Here is a 16,914-nt window from a genome sequence, read left to right on the forward strand (position 1 = left end):
GGTATGCCTGTTCGGCGGTCGTATGCCCATTCGGCGGTCGCAGGAGGGGTGTGTCCGGTCCACGGCGTTCCCTGTCTCTCCGTACGGCCCCTCGCAGGATGCCTCCTGTCATCGGCCACCGCGGCCCGACGCGCAGACGGTGCGGATCAGATCATCGGCGACGCGCTCGAACGGCCCGTGGCGGGAAGGAAACCCATATGCGCAGGGTGGTTCGACTGAGTATGGTGCTTGCCATGTCGAGCCCAGAGGCATCCAAGGTGGGGGCTTTCGGTCACCCGTCAGCCCCCTGAACCCCACTGAGTGGTCCTGCACTGCTGCACGATGGCGGCAGATGGCAGGAGTAGTCGGGCCGCTGACCGCGGTGACGAGACGTCTCAGCTGATCTCTCATCACCTCGGAGTCTCTCAATGCCTCTACCTCTCTATCTGCTTGCCGTGGCGCTCTTCGCCATGGGCACGTCAGAGTTCATGCTCGCCGGCCTGCTGCCGGACATCGCCGCAGATATCGGCGTTCCAGTTGCGACGGCGGGGCTTCTCACCTCAGCCTTCGCCATCGGCATGGTCGTAGGCGCCCCGCTCATGGCGGCACTTGCGCGCCGGTGGCCACGGCGATCCAGCCTGCTGGGCTTCCTCGGCCTGTTCCTGATCGCACACGTCCTCGGCGCCTGCACGGGCAGCTTCACAGTTCTGCTCGCCAGCCGCATCATCGCGGCGCTCGCCAACGCCGGCTTCCTGGCGGTCGCGCTCACCGCAGCCACTGAACTGGTCCCTCCCCACCGAAAGGGCCGGGCCCTCGCCGTCCTGCTGGCGGGCACCACGGTCGCCACCATCGCAGGCGTCCCCGCCGGCGCCCTACTCGGGACACTGATCGACTGGCGCGCCACCTTCTGGGGGATGGCGATGTTGTGCCTCCCCTCGGCGCTCGGCGTAGTGTCTGGCATCCCCGCCAAAACAGAGCGTGGAATCACCGCCGAAGTAGATCGTGGGATCGCCGCCGAAACAGGTGGCATCCTCGCCAGAACAGAACGACTAGACGAGCCGTCAGGCCCGGATCTACGTCGGGAGCTCACTGCATTACGGCGTCCGCGACTGCTGCAGGTCCTGCTGCTGGGTGCCCTGGTGAACGCCGCGACGTTCGGCACTTTCACCTTCCTCGCTCCCATCGTCACCGATGTCCCTGGGCTGGATCCGCTGTGGGTCTCTGTCGTGCTGGTGCTGTTCGGCCTGGGATCCTTCGTCGGTGTCACCGTCGCCGGGCGGCTGTCCGACCAGCGGCCCGGTGTCGTTGTCGCCGTCGGCGGGCCGTTGCTGCTCGGCGGCTGGGTCACGCTCGGCCTTACCGCATCCGATCCGATCGCTCTGCTGATCCTTGCCTTCACCCAGGGTGCGCTCTCCTTCGGCCTCGGGAGCACGCTGATCGCACGCGTGTTGTACGAGGCCGCGGAAGCGCCGACCATGGCCGGCTCCTACGCCACCGCTGCCCTCAACGTCGGGGCTACCGCTGGTCCCGTGATCGCCGCCGCCACGTTGCACACATGGTCGGCCGACCTGGGACCCGTCTGGACCAGTAGCGCCCTGGTCGCGGTCGCACTCCTTCTCGCCCTGCCCTTCCGTCAGACCTTCGATCGCAGCGAAACATGAGGGGAGGATGCGACAAGGCATCGCAACGCGCCGTTGAACATCGAACTTGATCTTGGCTACGGTGGTGGCGCTTGAGGCGAAGCGCTGACAGGCTCGGTATCGGCGATCTTGGGTGACTCACCAAGGATCTGGCGACCCCTGGTGTGCCCTTCGCCTGACGTGCCCCCTGGCTCGCCCCGCTGACTTGATCAGAAGCCTGTCCGCCGCCACCGGTCACGTCCACCGGCGTGACTCCTCACAGATGCGTCCACGCGGCGCCTTCGCCCAGGTTCAACTCGTACGTCTGTCGCACCGCCTCCTCGACCCTCAAGAACTAGGTGCACCGCGAGCCTCGTGGGATACATCGCGCCAGCCTGGTCCACGGCCTACACGACCGGCATCGCCCCTCCCCTGGGGGATGCAGATTCAGTGGTGGGGAACTGGTCAGGGTCGGTGGGCGGTGGGGTGTGGTCGGTAGGGGCGGAGGGTGGGGGTGTGTTGAAGGCGAGGGTTTCTTGGGCTTTGGGGTAGACCGGGGAAGCGGTTCGGCGAGTGCGCCAGCCTTTGGGTACGCGTTCGATGTAGCCTGCCGCCGCCAGGCCGCCGAGGGCGCTCAGGACCGTGTTGAGGTCGACTCCGGCGGCCACCGCTATCGAGGCGGGGCCTGCGCCGCCTCTGGCGGGGACGGCGTCCAGGACTCTCCTGGTGGATTCCGAGAGGGCGTCTCTCGGCAGGGCAGGGGCTCTGCGGAGTGGGGCCAGGTCGTCGCCCATGACGCCTACCAGGTCGATCAGCTCCTCAGGTGAGGTGACGCAGGTGGCCTTCTGGTCGCGTAGGAGTCTGTGGCAGCCGGCTGACTGTGCGGAGGTGATGGGACCGGGCACGGCTGCCAGGTGTCGTTTCAGGGACAGCGCGTGGGTGGCGGTGTTGAGTGCGCCGCTGCGCAGGGCCGCTTCGACGACGACCGTGCCTCTGGACAAGGCGGCGATCAGGCGGTTTCTGATGAGGAAGCGCGCTCTGGTGGGGTGGACGCCCGGCGGGCATTCGCTGACGATCACGCCCTGGTCCCGGACGGCGGCGAACAGGGCGTGGTGTTCGGAGGGGTAGGCGATGTCAACGCCGCAGGCCAGGACGACAACGGTGGGTGATTCCGAGGCCAGGACGCCTCGGTGGACCGCGCCGTCTATGCCGAATGCGCCCCCTGAGACCACGGTCCATCCAGACTCACTCAGGCCGACACCGAACTGGGCCGCGACGTGCGCACCGTAGGCGGTGGCGGCCCGAGCGCCGACCACGGCCACCGAGCGCAGGCAGGAGAAGCGCAGGTCGGCTGAGCCGTGCAGCCACAGGCCGAGCGGTCGGGCAGCACCCAGCTGGTCAAGCTGGGTGGGCCATTCGGCGTCGCCCGGGATGATCAGCCGCGCCCCGGATCGCTCTCCCGCCACCAGGTCGGACACGGGATCCGAGGCAGTCAGGCGCGCGTGCCAGGTGCTCAAGCGCCTGCCCAGGTCTGCGGGGCGCTCCTCAGCGGCTTCCCTTGCCGCGAAGTCGGGCGGGAGGGTGCGGGCGCGTATGGCCTCCACTGCCTGTATGGCGCCGCAGCGCGAAACGAGGCGGCCCATGATCGTGTCCCCGACATCGGCCGCGCGCATGAGGGCGGCTCGTGCCTCATGCTCAGGGGTGCTGCTCAAGGATTCCTCCGGAGTATGGATGCTGCGCCACCGCGCGAGCAGTGCGGGAACGACATGGGAGAGGCGACCGCGCGGAGTGTGCCCACCTGAGGAGAAACGACCGCACGAGTACGCACCTGACACGAGTACGCACCTGAGAGGCGCGCGACCACGCGGGTGCACACCATGAGAGGGCGACCGCGCGAGTCCACGCCATGAGAGGCGGCATCGCGGAGGCGTGATGGGCGGGTGGGTCATCCCGACATCCCCAGCCACAGAGCCAAGGCCGCCGATGTCTCGGCCTCGTCGGGGCGATCCTTGCCGGCCAGATCCGTCAAGGTCCAGGCCACTCGCACCACCCGGTCCAGCCCCCGGGCGCTCAGCGTGCCCGAGTCCAGGCAGGTGGTGATGGGCTTCATGGCAGCCTCGGACGGCCGGAAGCGGGTGTGCAGTGCCGAGGACGGGATCTCGGCGTTGGTCCGCCACGGGGTCCCGTCGAAGCGGGCGGCCGCTCGCTCGCGGGCCAGCAGGACCCGCGCGGCGACCGTCGCGCTCGTCTCGACGAACTGCCGGTCCGCCATCAGCTCACGCCGCGACGACCGCGCGACGGTGACCTTCATGTCGATGCGGTCGAGCAACGGTCCCGAGAGTCTGCCCAGGTAGCGGCGTCTGAGCGTGGGAGTGCACTGGCAGCCGCCACTCTGGTCCTGGGGCTGGGCGCAGGGGCAGGGGTTGGCCGCGAGCACCAGGATGAACCTGGCCGGGAAGGTGACCGAGCCCGCCGACCTGGCCACCGTGACCTTGCCCGACTCCAGGGGCTGGCGCAGGGAGTCCAGCACATGCCGGGGGAACTCCGGCGCCTCGTCCATGAACAGCACGCCCCGGTGGGCCAGGGAGACCGCGCCGGGGCGCACGACGGTGCTGCCGCCGCCGATGATCGCCGCCGCGGTCGCCGTGTGGTGCGGGCTGACGAAGGGGGGTCTGTCGATCGTGGGGCTGTCGGGCGGCAGCACCCCCGCCACGGAGTGGATGGCCGTCACTTCCAGCGCGTGGTCGAGATGGAGCCGCGGCAGGAGGGTGGGCAGGCGCTCCGCCAGGAGGGTCTTGCCCGTGCCGGGCGGGCCCAGCATCCAGAGGTTGTGGTTGCCCGCGGCGCAGACTTCCAGGGCGCGGCGGGCGACCGGCTGGCCGACCACGTCGGCCAGGTCCACGGTGGGGACGGCAGCGGAGCGGGGTGGGCTCGGGGCGTCCTGGACGGGGTGCCGGGGCGGGTCGTCTCCTCTGCGCAGCCACTCCACGAGCTGGCGCAGGTCGGCGACCGGCACCACCTTCACGTCGGGGACCAGAGCCGCCTCCGCCGCGTTGGCGGCCGGGACCACCACGGTGACCTCCGGGTGCTCGGCGGCGCCCAGGACCGCGGGGAGCACGCCACGCACCGGCCTGAGGCGCCCGTCCAGGCCCAGCTCGCCGAGGAAGAACGGCCCGGCGACGCGCTCGGCGGGGACGAATCCGGCGGCGCCCAGGATGGCCACGGCGATGGCCAAGTCGAACTGACTGCCTCGCTTGGGCAGGCTGGCCGGGAACAGGCTCACCGTGATGCGGGCGTCCGGCCACGGGTAACGGCTGTTGACCACCGCCGACCTGACCCGCTCGCGGGCCTCGCTCAGGGCCGTGTCGGGCAGGCCGATGAGATGGATGCCCGCCATGCCGTTGCCCACGTCGGCCTCGACCTCGACCGTGCGGCCGGTGACGCCGACCAGCGTGACGCTGCGGGTGCGTGCGACGGCCATCTAGCTCGCCCCCCGCACGTGCCGCAGGGAGAAGTCACCCGCGAAGCGTTCGAGCGCGATCACGTCGACCCGGACCCCGGCGAAGACGCGGGGCTGACCGGCGAGCCATCGGGCGGCCAGGACCCTCAGGCGGGCCAGTTTGGCGGGACGCACGGACTCCAGCGCCGTGCCGTGGGAGCTGCTCGACCGGGTCTTCACCTCGACGACCACCAAGTTGGGGCCGTCCTCGGCGATGATGTCTATCTCGCCGTAGCGGCAGCGCCAGTTACGCTCGATGATCGTCATGCCCTCGGCCTGCAGGTAGGCCGCGGCGAGTTGCTCGCCGTGCCTGCCGAGTTCGTTCCTCGCGGCCATGTGCCACCTCCGGGCACCGACCTTCGCTCACTTCGACAGGATCATCGGAGGCCGAGCGTCGTTCTGGGGATAACCGAAGCCGATCCCCCGGAGGCTGTGGACAAGACGGTCCGGCGCGAGCCAGACCGTCCAGCTAGCCCGAGAAGCCCTCCTTCGGCATCTCCAGGTCGGCCTTGGCCAGCTCTTCGACGTTGACATCCTTGAACGTAACGACTCGGACATTCTTCACAAAACGCGCGGGTCGGTACATATCCCAAACCCAGGCGTCCTGCATCTTCACGTCGAAGAACACGTCACCGTTCTCGGCGGTGCGTACGTCCAGGTCGACGGAGTTGGTGAGGTAGAAGCGCCGCTCCGTCTCCACGACGTAGGTGAACAAACCGACGACATCGCGGTATTCGCGGTAAAGCTGCAGCTCCATCTCGGTTTCGTATTTTTCGAGATCCTCTGCGCTCATCGCGGTCCTCCTGTCGTACCGGTCCCCCGGTGTGCCCGCTCAGGCAACCCCGGCCCCCATTTCATTCTCGCCCATCTGTCTGGCCACCGTAACGAAGGAGTAGCGGTGGTGCGCGCACGGGCCGTGCGTCTCCAGTGCCAGGCGATGCTGTCGCGTGATGTACCCCTTGTGATCGGCGAAACCGTACAGCGGAAAGTCGCCGTCCAGCGCGACCATCAGCCGGTCCCTCGTCACCTTGGCCACGATCGACGCGGCCGCCATGCAGGCGGCCACCTGATCCCCCTTCCACACTGCCAGCGACGGCGCCGGAAGGCCCGGCACCGGAAAGCCATCCGTGAGGATGTACCCAGGGTCACACGACAACCGCGCCACGGCTCGCCGCATTCCCGAGATGTTGCACTTGTGGAGTCCCGTGGCGTCGATCTCCTCGGCGGGAATGATGACGACGCCGACGTGGGCGGTGGCCATGATCTCGTCGTACAGTCGTTCGCGCACCGGCGGCGAGAGCAGCTTGGAGTCCGCGAGCCCGTCGATCCGCCTGCGCAGGATGACGGCCGCGACGACCAGCGGACCGGCGCAGGCCCCGCGCCCGGCCTCGTCCACCCCCGCGATGGGCGTCAGGCCGCGGCGGGCCAGCGCCCGCTCGTAAGCGTAGAGTCCGGAATCGCGGCGAACGACGCTCGGTCGAGGGCGGAACGCAACTGTCATGACACAGGAAGCGTACGCCCCAAACGCCGCAAACCGCGACCGGAAGCGCTCGCTACTCGACCTTGGCGAAACTCTCGGGCTTGGTGAAGATCAAGCCCCGCGACAGCGGCCAGTAGCGCACCACCGCCGTGCCGACGACCGCGTCCACCCCGATGAACCCGCCGCCCGGCTCCTCCATGTGGCTGCGCGCGTCGGCCGAGGAGCTGCGGTGGTCTCCCATCAGCCAGAGCTTGCCCGGCGGCACCGTGACGTTGAAGTCATCACCTGAGGGGAAGTCACGCGGGTAGAGATAGGACGACTCGTCGAGCGGCTTGCCGTTGATCGTGATGCGCTTGTCGTCGTCACAGCAGACGACCTTGTCACCGCCGACGCCGATCACCCGCTTGATGGTGTCCTCGCCGTTCCAGCCCTTGAACACCACGATGTCACCCCGCTCGGGCGGCCCCGCGAGCTTGTTGACGAACACCCGGTCGTTGACCTTGAGGGTGTTCTCCATCGACTCCGAGGGGATCCAGAAGGAGCCGACCACGAAAGCCTGCAGCAGCAGCGCGATCCCCACGCCCATCAGCAGCATGATGATCGTCTCGCGGATGCCGCCCTTTTTCTTCTTCTCCACGCCCTGCGCCTTCTTGGTGACGGCCATCAACGCCTTGCCCTGACCCACCGCCGCCGGATCACCAGCACCGGCGCGGCCAGCGCGAACCCGGCGACCAGCGGAACCGACCCGCCGAGCGCCTGCAGAGCCGGCTGGGCGAACGTGTCGGGGATGGGGATCGAGGTGGCCCGCGCGAAGGGCCAGACGATCACGAAGGCCCGCCCGATGACCTGGCTCACGGGGATGGACCCGCCCCCGGGGTCGCCCGTGTGGGAGCGCGAGTCCAGTGAGACCTGGCGGTGGTCGCCCATCACCCACAGGCGGTTGGGCGGCACCGTGATGTCGAAGTTCTCCCCGGACGGCAGGTTGCCCGGATAGAGGTAGCTCGTCTCGTCGATCGGCACGCCGTTGACCGTGATGCGATGGGCCGAGTCACAGCACTTGACGTGGTCGCCGCCGACGCCGATGACCCGCTTGATGTAGTCCTTCTCACCGGGGACCACGCCGAACGCGATGCCCACCCAGCGGAAGAAGCCCGCGACGGGGTTGGCCGGCTCTTCGACCTGGAACTCGCCGTCCCAGGAGTCGACGCCGGAGAAGACGACCACATCGCCGCGCTCGATGTCGCGCGTGTGGTAGACCAGCTTGTTCACCAGCACCCGGTCGTTGGTCAGGAGAGTGTTCTCCATCGACTCGGAGGGAATGTAGAAGGCCTGGATGACGAAGGTCTTGATGATCAACGCCAGCGCGAGCGCCACAACGACCAGGACGGGGAGCTCTTTCCAGAACGACCCCTTCTTCTCTTTCTTCCCGTCTTCTGCCGGCTTCTGAGCCTCTTCGGCGACCACGTCCACCTCGTCCTCGACAGGGCGGCGCGCCGCGCCGTGCTCCTGGCCCTCGCTAGTCATTGTTGACGAGCCTAGATGATGCGCAGGCCCGACAAGCCTCGACCGACGTTACAACGGGCATGAGTCGCTCCGCATAAAGGAAACGACCCTGCAAAAGCCGAATGGCCCGCACGCCAGGCGGGCCATCCGGAAGAACATTCGCGTTACTTGGCGGGCGTGGCGTCACGCTTCTCGCGAATGCGAGCGGCCTTGCCGCGCAGGTCGCGCATGTAGTAAAGCTTGGCGCGGCGCACGTCGCCTCGGGTCACGAGCACGATCTTCTCGATGACCGGGCTGTGCACCGGGAAGGTCCGCTCGACGCCGACGCTGTAGCTGACCTTACGGACGGTGAAGGTCTCGCGGGCGCCACTGCCCTGGCGGCGCAGCACGAATCCCTTGAAGACCTGGACACGCGAGCGGTTGCCTTCGACCACTCGTACGTGAACCTCGAGCGTGTCGCCGGGCCGGAAGTCCGGCACGTCGCTACGCAGGGTCGACTTCTCGAGCTCCTGGATCTTCGTGTGCATGAGAGCTTTTCCTCAAGTCTCGTGAGCACGCGGAGGTCCACCCGGCCTGAAGCTCGCGGCGGACACGCCTGCTGATCTGATGAATCCCGGGAGCGTTTCCCCGGGCATGACGGACCAACCACATGACGGTTGGCAACGCTTCAGTGTGCCATATCTTCCGGCGGGAGGCGAAACGCGAGCTCTTCCAGCAGCCGGCGGTCGTGCTTGTCGAGGGTCTCGGGGTCGAGCGCCGCCGCCAGCTCCGGCCTGTTGGCGAGAGTACGGCGCAGCGCCTGGTCACGCCGCCACCTGGCGACCTTCCCGTGATGTCCGGACAGCAGCACGGCGGGCACCTCGTGGCCCCGCCAGACGGGCGGCTTGGTGTAGACGGGCCCTTCGAGGAGGTTGCGCATGGCGCCGGGGGCGAAGGAGTCATCGACGGCCGAGTGCGCGTTGCCGAGCACGCCCGGCAGCAGCCTGCCGATGGCCTCCGCCATCACCAGCACCGCCACCTCGCCACCGGCCAGCACGTAGTCGCCGATGCTCACCTCGTCGACCCGCAGCCGCGCGCCGTACTCGGCCATGACCCGCGAGTCGATGCCCTCGTAGCGGCCGCACGCGAACAGCAGCCACGGCTCGGCGGCCAACTCCTGGGCGAGCTCCTGGGTGAACGGCCTGCCGCTGGGGGTGGGGACGATCATCCGCGGGGAGCCGTCGCCGATCACCGTGTCGAGGGCCTCGCCCCACACCTCGGGCTTCATCACCATGCCGGGTCCGCCGCCGTACGGGGTGTCGTCGACGGTCCTGTGCACGTCGTGCGCCCATTCGCGCAACTGGTGCACCCGCACGTCGAGGATGCCGCGCTCGCGGGCCTTGCCCATCAGCGAGACGTCCAGCGGGGCGAAGTACTCGGGGAAGATCGAGATGATGTCGAGCCGCATCGCGCTCACAGCAGCCCTTCGGGCGGGTCGACCACCAGCCTGCCGTGCGCCACGTCCACCTCAGGCACGAGCGCCTTGACGAACGGGACGAGCGCGTCGTCCTGGCTGTCGCGGCGGATGACGAGGAGGTCCTGCCCGTGGTGGAGCACGTCGGTGACCTCGCCGACGGGCTCGCCCGCGACGGTGACGACCTTGAGCCCGATGAGCTCGTGGTCGTGGAACTCGTCGGGGTCGTCGGAGGGCGCCACCTCGGCGGAGTCGATGACCAGCATCGTGCCGCGCAGCGCGTCGGCGGCGTCGCGGCCGGCCACGCCCGCGAGGCTGAGCAGCAGCACCCCGTTGTGCCAGCGGCGGCCCTCGATGACGAGCGGCCCTCTGTTCGGGGGGTCCGTGGTGATCGACCCGCCGACGGGCAGGCGCAGCTCGGGATCGTCGGTGCGCACTTCCACCGTGACCTCACCGCGCACACCGTGTGGGCGGCCGATCCGGCCGACGACCAACTGCACGTGAACCTCGCCTCTCTAACGCAAGCGCCCCCATCGGGTGAACCGATGAGGGCGCGCGAACCTGACGCTAACGGACTGCTTCGTCCAGATCGAGCAGATCGACCCGTACGTACTTCCCGTCGGCCAGGGCATTCACGACTGTGCGCAGCGCCTTGGCGGTGCGCCCGCCGCGACCGATGACCTTACCCAGGTCCTCGGGGTGCACCCGGACCTCCAGGACGCGACCGCTGCGGATGCGGCGAGCGCGGACCTGGACATCGTCTGGATGTTCGACGATGCCTCTAACGAGGTGCTCGAGAGCCTCCTCGAGCACGTCAGGCCTCGCCCTCGGCCTCGGCCTTGGGCTCGGCGACGGTCTCGGCGGCAGCCGCGGCGGGGGCCTCGGCCGGAGCCTCGGCGGGTGCCGCCGGGGCGACCTCTTCCTTCTTCTTGGCCTTCTTCGGCGTCGTAGCCGCCGTGCCGGTGTCGCCACCGGACAGCGTCTCCTTGGCCGCGGCCTCGTAGAGGGCGTGACGGTCGGGAGCGGGCGCCGGCATCTTCATCGGCTCCGGGGCGGGCTCGCCCTTGTACTTCTGCCAGTCACCGGTGATCTTGAGCAGCTTGAGCACCGGCTCGGTCGGCTGCGCGCCGACGCTCAGCCAGTAGGCCGCACGGTCGCCGTCGATCTCGATGCGCGACGGGTCCTGCTTCGGGTGGTACAGGCCGATCTCTTCGATCGCCCGGCCGTCACGCTTGGTGCGGCTGTCGGCGACGACGATGCGGTACTGAGCGTTGCGGATCATGCCGAGCCGCTTGAGCTTGATCTTGACTGCCACGGGTGTGGTCTCTCCTGCATTCGAGCGCGGGTGAGCGGTGTCTCATCGAGTGGGGCACGACAAGGGTCCCGCTCCAGGGACAGGCGCGACCGGCGGGAGGTGAGAGGGCACCCACCTGGTCGCGATGTTCCAACATGTCATTGTGCCAGATGTACGGCACTGCCTTCGACTTCCCACCTGACTGGGTGGGCAAAGGTTACTTCTGGCCCGGGAGTCGCAGCTTGGACGGGTCGAAGCCGGGCGGCAACTCCATGCCCGGGGGCAGCTTGCCGCCGAGATTGCCCAGCACGCCGCCCTGCTTGGGCTCGGCGGGAGCCTCCGGCTCCGGCTTGCCGAGGGCGGCCTTGCGCGGGTCACCGCTCACCCGGCGCCCCTTCTTCGCCTTCTTCTGTGCCTTGCCCTTGCCCTTGCCGCCGGGCATGCCGGGAATCCCCATGCCGCCCGCCATCCGCTTCATCATCTTCTGGGCTTCGAAGAAGCGGGTGACGAGGTTGCTGACCGCGGTGACGGTCACGCCCGAGCCACCGGCGATGCGGGCCCGGCGCGAGCCGTTGATGATCTTCGGGTCCTGGCGTTCGGCCGGGGTCATCGAGCGGATGATGGCCGCGATGCGGTCCAGGTCACGGTCGTCGATGGAGTCGAGCTGATCGCGCATCTGCCCCATGCCGGGCATCATGCCGAGCAAGTTCTTGATCGGGCCCATCTTCTGGACCATCATCATCTGCTCGAGGAAGTCCTCAAGGGTGAAGCTCTCGCCCGAGGTCAGCTTGCCCGCCATCTTGGCGGCCTGGTCCTCGTCGAACGTCTTCTGGGCCTGCTCGATCAGGGTGAGGATGTCACCCATGTCGAGGATGCGGGAGGCCATCCGGTCCGGGTGGAAGGCGTCGAAGTCCTCGAGCTTCTCACCGGTGGAGGCGAACATGATCGGCCGGCCGGTGATGTGCCGGACCGACAGGGCCGCGCCGCCGCGGGCGTCGCCGTCGAGCTTCGTCAGGACGACGCCGTCGAAGCCGACGCCTTCCATGAACGCCTGGGCCGTGGTGACGGCGTCCTGGCCGATCATGGCGTCGACCACGAACAGGACCTCGTCCGGCGAGACCGCGTCGCGGATGTCGGCGGCCTGCCGCATCATCTCCTGGTCGATGCCGAGGCGGCCCGCGGTGTCGATGATGACGATGTCGTACTGCTGACGTCTGGCCTCGTCGATCGAGCGGCGGGCGACGCCGACCGGGTCGCCGACGCCGTTGCCCGGCTCGGGGGCGTAGACGGCGACCTGCGCGCGCTCGCCCACGACCTGGAGCTGCTGGACCGCGTTGGGGCGCTGGAGGTCGGCGGCCACGAGCATCGGCACATGCCCCTGCTCGCGCAGCCACTTGGCGAGCTTGCCCGCCAGCGTGGTCTTACCGGCGCCCTGGAGGCCGGCGAGCATGATGACGCTCGGCGGCGTCTTGGCGTAGCGCAGCCTGCGGGTCTCGCCGCCGAGGATCTCGATGAGCTCCTCGTTGACGATCTTGACGACCTGCTGGGCCGGGTTGAGCGCCTGGGAGACCTCGGCGCCGCGGGCGCGCTCCTTGACCTGGGCGACGAACGCCTTGACCACCGGCAGCGCGACATCGGCCTCGAGCAGCGCGATGCGGATCTCGCGGGTGGTGGCGTCGATGTCGGCGTCGGACAGCCGCCCCTTGGAACGGAGGGAGGAGAAGACCGATGTCAGCCGGTCGGAAAGCGTCTCGAACACGTGGTAGGCCAGTCCTCGAAGCGAATGTGGGTCTGCGGTCAGCCTATCCGCTTCGTCAGCCGTTCCAGCCTGGCACGGCCATCCGAACGGAAAGGGCATGCTCGACCAGGTTGATCAGAGCGCTTTTGACCGAGTCCTTGGAGCGGGCGTCCAGGCGGATGAGCGGGATGTGCGGGGCGAGGGTGAGCGCGTCGCGGACCTCTGAGTCGCTGTGCTCGTACTCCCCGTCCCAGCCGTTCAGACCGACCACGAAGGGCAGTTGCGCCTCCTCGAAGTAGTCGATGGCGGGGAAGCTGTCGGCCAGCCGGCGGGTGTCGACCAGCACCACGGCGCCGATCGCGCCCCGCACCAGGTCGTCCCACATGAACCAGAACCGGTGCTGACCCGGCGTCCCGAACAGATACAGGATCAGGTCACGGTCCAGCGACACCCGGCCGAAGTCCATCGCCACCGTGGTCGTCGACTTCAAAGGGGTCATGCCGAGGTCGTCGATCCCGGCCGAGGCATCCGTCATCACCGCCTCGGTCGTCAGCGGCATGATCTCCGACACCGCACCGACGAACGTCGTCTTGCCCACCCCGAAGCCACCGGCCACCACGATCTTCGTCGAGGTGAGCCCGGGACTAGAGCCTGCGTAGTCCACTGAGCACCCTTTCGAGCAAGTTGACATCTGGCTTGCCGTCGTCCAGCTGCGGCTGGTGCACGCGCAACAGGCCCTCCGCCGCCATGTCGGCGATGAGCACGCGTGCCACGCCGAGCGGCATCCGCAGCAGCGCGGAGACCTCGGCCACCGAGCGGACCTGCCGGCAGAGCTGGCTGATCGCCTGATATTCCGGCGTGATGTGGGAGAACTCCCTGTGCTCGGCCGTGGCCGAGGACACCAGCGCCTCCATCGCGAACTTCACCCGCGGCGCCGTCCGCCCCCCGGTCACCGCGTACGGACGCACCGGCGAGGCCGGGTCCGAGGTGCGCGGGGGTGTGGGCTCCCAGCCACCGCTGTTCCAGCCGCTACTGTTCCAGCCGCCACTGTTCCATCTGGGATCGGTCACTCACATCACCTGGTCTGAGTGGCACGTAGCTCCGCGCGCACCGCCGGGGTGAGCACCTGACCGGCACGGTCCACCATCAAGGTCATCTGATAAGCCACCAACCCCATGTCGCAGTCGGGCGCGGCGAGCACCGCCAGGCAGGAGCCGTCGCTGACGGACATGATCAGCATAAGCCCATGCTGCATCTCCACCATCGTCTGGTTGACCACGCCGCCTTCGAACACCCTGGCCGCCCCTTGGGTGAGGCTCACCAGCCCGGAAGCGATGGCGGCCAGTTGGTCGGCCCGGTCAGGCGGGAAACCCGACGAGGCGGCGAGCGGCAGGCCGTCGGACGAGACGACGACGGCGTGGGCGACACCTGGCACCGTGCCGACGAAGTCGGTGATCAACCAGTCGACTCCGCGAGCCGCGTGGCTCAGATCGTTCATGCGCCCTCCTCCCTGTTCTCGTGGTTCCGCTGCTGACCAGGCTGAGGAGCCCGGCCGCCACTGATGTCGTCACGCGCGGCCCGGAAACCCTGCTGGAAGCTGGACAGGCGGCTGCGTACCCGATCAGGTGAGATCGCCGGCATCGGCGCGACCCCCTTGGGCGCCGACGCGGTGTCGGCCGAGCCCGGCACGAGGTTGGCCTTGGGCACCCGCTTGGGCAGACCCGAGGCCGTCGCGCCGTCACGGACCGGCTCCGCCGCGGCCTGGGCCGCGCTCCAGCCGGCGTCGGCCTTGGCCGTCCCCCAGGCCGCGTCGGAACCGCCCTGGTCGAACCAGGCGGACTCCACCGAAGCGAAGATCGGCAGGAACTCGTCGCCGGCGGACGGCGGCGGGCCGGACGCCGAGACCACCGGCATGGGCCCGGTGGCCGCCGACTCGGTCTCGGGGAAGTCGTACGGCGAGCGCTGCGGACCGGCGTTCACCCGGTCGTCGAAACCGCGGCCGGGCAGCGGCGCGTCCGAGGGGCGCTTGGGCAGCGGGTTGCCCTCGCCGGACCAGGAGCCCGGGACCCGGGAGGGGATCCAGACGTCGTCGGTGTCGAACCCGCCGGTGCTGCGCGGCCCGGACTGCCAGGCCTGCCCCGCCCCGGCCGACGGCCACTGGGGCGCCGACGGCCAGGAGCCGCTCGGGTCCGCGTTGGAGGGATAGGAGGGGTGACCCGGTCCGGGCTCGTAGCCGCCGCTCTGCCACTGGGGGGCCATCTGCTGCGAGGGAGACGCGTAGGCCTCCGCCCGCCCGCGGTCCATCGCGGTCGCGGGGCTGTCCATGGCCGTCTGCGCGCCGAGCAGGCTCTCCGGCACCAGGACCATCGCGGTGAGCCCGCCGGTCCCCTGGGTGCGGAGCTGTACGCGGATGCCGTGCCGGTGTGCCAGCCTGGCGACCACGAACAGGCCCATCCGCCGCGACACCGACACGTCCACGGCCGGCGCGTCGGTCAGCCGCTCGTTGGCCTGGTTGAGCTCCTCGGCGGTCATGCCGATGCCCGAGTCGGTGACGGACAGCATCACGCCGCCGCCGTCGATCCGGCTGCCCGACATGGTCACCCGGGTCTCGCGGGGGGAGAACGACAGGGCGTTCTCCACCAGCTCGGCCAGCAGGTGGATGAAGTCGTTGACGGCCTGACCGGCCACGGAGACGCCGTCAGGCACCTGGAGCAGGACGCGCTCGTAGTTCTCGACCTCCGACAGGGAGGCGCGGGCCACGTCGATGAGCTTGACCGGCTGGCTCCAGCGGCGCGGCGGGTCCTGGCCGGCGAGGACCAGGAGGTTCTCGCTGTTGCGGCGCATGCGGGTGGCGAGGTGGTCGAGCTTGAACAGGTTCGCCAGCCGGTGCTCGTCCTGCTCGCCCTGCTCAAGGCCGTCGATCAGGGTGATCTGCCGTTCCACCAGCGTCTGACTGCGGCGGGACAGGTTCACGAACATCGCGTTGACGTTGGTACGCAGGCGGGACTCCTCGCCCGCCAGGCGGACCGCCTCGCGGTGCACCTCGTCGAAGGCCCGCGCGACTTCCCCGATCTCGTCGTTGGAGGCGACGCCGATGGGCTGCACCTGGACGGTGGCCCCGGCGGCGGCGTCGGCCTCGCGCAGCTGGCGCACGGTGTCGGGCAGGCGGCGCCCGGCGATGAACAGGGCCTCCCTGCGCAGTCGGCGCAGCGGGCCGCTCAGCGAGCGCGCCATGACCACGGTGACCAGCAGCACCAGCAGGAGCAGGGCGAGGATGGCGCCGGCCACGATGGCGGCGCTCTGCTGCTCGGCGCCTTCCAGGGCACGGCTGCGCAGCACGATGGCCTCGGCCGCCTGCTGCTCGACCTTGCGCATCCCGTCGACGGTCTCACTGATGGCGTTGTACCAGTTCTCGCCATTACGGGTGAGTCCGAGGGTGCGGTCTCTCAGGGGCAGCGCGGCGTCCTGAAGGACCAGGGCGCGGGCGGAGAGGACCTCGGCGCGGTCGACGGCCTGGCCGCTGACGGTGTCGTCGTACAGCTGGCGGAGCCCGAGGGAGACCTGCGCTCTGAAGGTGGCGAGCTCGCTGTTGCGCTGGGCGCGCGCGGCGATGAAGGCGTCGAGTTCGTCCTTGCCGAATCTGCCGGTGGCCAGCGCTCCCACCAGGAGCGCTCGCTGGGTGGACACGTACTGCTTGGCTCTGGCCAGGGCCGCGAAGCCGGCGACGCCCGCCGACAGCTCCTTGTCGACCGCACCCAGGTCGATCTTGCTGTTCAGCGAGAGCAGCTCCGAGATGAACCGGTCGTAGAGCTTGATGACCGAGTTCCCGTCGAGCTGCGAGTCGATCGCGGTCGTCCGCGAGGTGGCGAGCTCGTTGAGGCGGTTCTTGATGCTCAGGGCCTCGGCCGCGTGCGGGCCGTCCGCGACCTCAAGGGCCTCGACACCACCCCTGACGGCGATGACGAGCTTGTCGACGCGCTCGTACTGGGCGGTCACGTCCTCCGGACGGCCGCCTCTACGCCCCTGGGCGACGTACTGGGCGCTGAGGTCGCGCTCCACCTCCACCTCGTGGGCGAGGGCGGTCAGCTGGCTCGCCAGGACGGCGACCACGTTGACCTGCGCGTACTCGCCGGCGGTGGCGATCGAGGTGGTCACCCGCAGGCCGCCGAACACGAGGGCCGCGAGGGTGGGGATGACGACCAGGACCAGCAGCTTGGAACGGACTCGCCAGTTGCGCAGAGAGAAGCGAGAGCCCGTCCTGCGTTTGCCGGCTTTCGCACCGCCCGGAGCCTGTGGCCCATGGGACACCTGTCGGGGAGCCTCGCCTGCTAAGCCCTGATCCCCGCCCG

The 16,914-nt window shown here is 69.2% G+C and carries 18 protein-coding genes; 1 reads left to right on the plus strand and 17 read right to left on the minus strand.

The window, feature by feature from the left end; all coding sequences use genetic code 11:
- The first annotated feature begins 407 nt into the window (after positions 1–407).
- Positions 408–1,640: a Cmx/CmrA family chloramphenicol efflux MFS transporter gene (locus tag IEY87_RS09865; protein WP_189138255.1), complete on the plus strand. Its 1,233-nt coding sequence runs from the start codon at positions 408–410 to the stop codon at positions 1,638–1,640.
- 365 nt (positions 1,641–2,005) lie between these two features.
- Here the strand turns inward: IEY87_RS09865 and dprA are convergent, their stop codons facing one another.
- The 17 genes from dprA to IEY87_RS09950 all read right to left on the minus strand — a co-directional run bounded on the left by dprA (position 2,006) and on the right by IEY87_RS09950 (position 16,873).
- Positions 2,006–3,310, minus strand: coding sequence for a DNA-processing protein DprA (gene dprA / locus IEY87_RS09870; RefSeq protein WP_225278263.1), 1,305 nt, complete (start codon positions 3,308–3,310; stop codon positions 2,006–2,008).
- Positions 3,311–3,543: 233 nt separating this feature from the next.
- Positions 3,544–5,079, minus strand: coding sequence for a YifB family Mg chelatase-like AAA ATPase (locus IEY87_RS09875; protein WP_189138256.1), 1,536 nt, complete (start codon positions 5,077–5,079; stop codon positions 3,544–3,546).
- The gene (locus tag IEY87_RS09880; protein ID WP_189138257.1) at positions 5,080–5,433 is read right to left on the minus strand and encodes a YraN family protein; all 354 of its coding nucleotides are present in this window, start codon (positions 5,431–5,433) and stop codon (positions 5,080–5,082) included.
- A gap of 133 nt (positions 5,434–5,566) precedes the next feature.
- Positions 5,567–5,890 carry a DUF2469 domain-containing protein gene (locus IEY87_RS09885; protein WP_026215037.1) on the minus strand — a complete coding sequence of 108 codons (324 nt, stop codon included), beginning with the start codon at positions 5,888–5,890 and terminating at the stop codon, positions 5,567–5,569.
- Positions 5,891–5,929: 39 nt separating this feature from the next.
- Positions 5,930–6,598 (minus strand): ribonuclease HII, encoded by a 669-nt coding sequence (locus tag IEY87_RS09890; RefSeq protein WP_189138258.1) that lies wholly within the window; start codon positions 6,596–6,598, stop codon positions 5,930–5,932.
- A gap of 52 nt (positions 6,599–6,650) precedes the next feature.
- Complete coding sequence (gene lepB / locus IEY87_RS09895) at positions 6,651–7,262, minus strand: signal peptidase I (RefSeq protein WP_225278264.1); 612 nt, start codon at positions 7,260–7,262, stop codon at positions 6,651–6,653.
- The gene (gene lepB / locus IEY87_RS09900) at positions 7,241–8,101 is read right to left on the minus strand and encodes a signal peptidase I (protein WP_189138259.1); all 861 of its coding nucleotides are present in this window, start codon (positions 8,099–8,101) and stop codon (positions 7,241–7,243) included. The genes lepB (IEY87_RS09895) and lepB (IEY87_RS09900) overlap by 22 nt, the downstream gene beginning before the upstream one ends.
- 143 nt (positions 8,102–8,244) lie before the next feature.
- On the minus strand, positions 8,245–8,607 hold the full coding sequence (rplS, locus tag IEY87_RS09905) for a 50S ribosomal protein L19 (protein WP_189138260.1): 363 nt from the start codon (positions 8,605–8,607) through the stop codon (positions 8,245–8,247).
- Between the two features lie 140 nt (positions 8,608–8,747).
- Complete coding sequence (gene trmD / locus IEY87_RS09910; protein ID WP_189138261.1) at positions 8,748–9,527, minus strand: tRNA (guanosine(37)-N1)-methyltransferase TrmD; 780 nt, start codon at positions 9,525–9,527, stop codon at positions 8,748–8,750.
- A gap of 5 nt (positions 9,528–9,532) precedes the next feature.
- Positions 9,533–10,033, minus strand: coding sequence for a ribosome maturation factor RimM (rimM, locus tag IEY87_RS09915; protein ID WP_189138262.1), 501 nt, complete (start codon positions 10,031–10,033; stop codon positions 9,533–9,535).
- 67 nt (positions 10,034–10,100) lie between these two features.
- Positions 10,101–10,346, minus strand: a complete 246-nt coding sequence (locus IEY87_RS09920; RefSeq protein WP_189138263.1) for an RNA-binding protein — start codon at positions 10,344–10,346, stop codon at positions 10,101–10,103.
- Position 10,347: 1 nt separating this feature from the next.
- Positions 10,348–10,848 (minus strand): 30S ribosomal protein S16, encoded by a 501-nt coding sequence (rpsP, locus tag IEY87_RS09925; RefSeq protein WP_189138264.1) that lies wholly within the window; start codon positions 10,846–10,848, stop codon positions 10,348–10,350.
- 196 nt (positions 10,849–11,044) lie between these two features.
- Entirely contained in the window at positions 11,045–12,586 is a 1,542-nt protein-coding gene (gene ffh / locus IEY87_RS09930; RefSeq protein ID WP_189138265.1) for a signal recognition particle protein, read from the minus strand.
- A gap of 55 nt (positions 12,587–12,641) precedes the next feature.
- A complete protein-coding gene (locus tag IEY87_RS09935) occupies positions 12,642–13,256 on the minus strand; it encodes a GTP-binding protein (RefSeq protein ID WP_189138266.1) in 615 nt (204 codons plus the stop codon).
- Positions 13,210–13,533 (minus strand): DUF742 domain-containing protein, encoded by a 324-nt coding sequence (locus IEY87_RS09940; RefSeq protein ID WP_189138880.1) that lies wholly within the window; start codon positions 13,531–13,533, stop codon positions 13,210–13,212. Before IEY87_RS09940 ends, IEY87_RS09935 begins: the two co-directional genes overlap by 47 nt.
- 107 nt (positions 13,534–13,640) lie before the next feature.
- Positions 13,641–14,063 carry a roadblock/LC7 domain-containing protein gene (locus IEY87_RS09945; protein ID WP_189138267.1) on the minus strand — a complete coding sequence of 141 codons (423 nt, stop codon included), beginning with the start codon at positions 14,061–14,063 and terminating at the stop codon, positions 13,641–13,643.
- Positions 14,060–16,873 (minus strand): sensor histidine kinase, encoded by a 2,814-nt coding sequence (locus IEY87_RS09950; RefSeq protein ID WP_189138268.1) that lies wholly within the window; start codon positions 16,871–16,873, stop codon positions 14,060–14,062. Before IEY87_RS09950 ends, IEY87_RS09945 begins: the two co-directional genes overlap by 4 nt.
- Positions 16,874–16,914 lie beyond the last annotated feature (41 nt).

Origin of the sequence: Nonomuraea glycinis (assembly GCF_014646515.1) — a bacterium.
Classification (GTDB): domain Bacteria; phylum Actinomycetota; class Actinomycetes; order Streptosporangiales; family Streptosporangiaceae; genus Nonomuraea; species Nonomuraea glycinis.

Coding starts and splice junctions, on each gene's coding strand:
- rplS (WP_189138260.1), bottom strand. CDS start 8,607: ATGCACACGAAGATCCAGGAGCTCGAGAAGTCGACCCTGCGTAGCGAC.
- IEY87_RS09890 (WP_189138258.1), bottom strand. CDS start 6,598: ATGACAGTTGCGTTCCGCCCTCGACCGAGCGTCGTTCGCCGCGATTCC.
- IEY87_RS09865 (WP_189138255.1), top strand. CDS start 408: ATGCCTCTACCTCTCTATCTGCTTGCCGTGGCGCTCTTCGCCATGGGC.
- IEY87_RS09945 (WP_189138267.1), bottom strand. CDS start 14,063: ATGAACGATCTGAGCCACGCGGCTCGCGGAGTCGACTGGTTGATCACC.
- IEY87_RS09935 (WP_189138266.1), bottom strand. CDS start 13,256: ATGTCAACTTGCTCGAAAGGGTGCTCAGTGGACTACGCAGGCTCTAGT.
- IEY87_RS09875 (WP_189138256.1), bottom strand. CDS start 5,079: ATGGCCGTCGCACGCACCCGCAGCGTCACGCTGGTCGGCGTCACCGGC.
- IEY87_RS09885 (WP_026215037.1), bottom strand. CDS start 5,890: ATGAGCGCAGAGGATCTCGAAAAATACGAAACCGAGATGGAGCTGCAG.
- IEY87_RS09880 (WP_189138257.1), bottom strand. CDS start 5,433: ATGGCCGCGAGGAACGAACTCGGCAGGCACGGCGAGCAACTCGCCGCG.
- trmD (WP_189138261.1), bottom strand. CDS start 9,527: ATGCGGCTCGACATCATCTCGATCTTCCCCGAGTACTTCGCCCCGCTG.
- lepB (WP_189138259.1), bottom strand. CDS start 8,101: ATGACTAGCGAGGGCCAGGAGCACGGCGCGGCGCGCCGCCCTGTCGAG.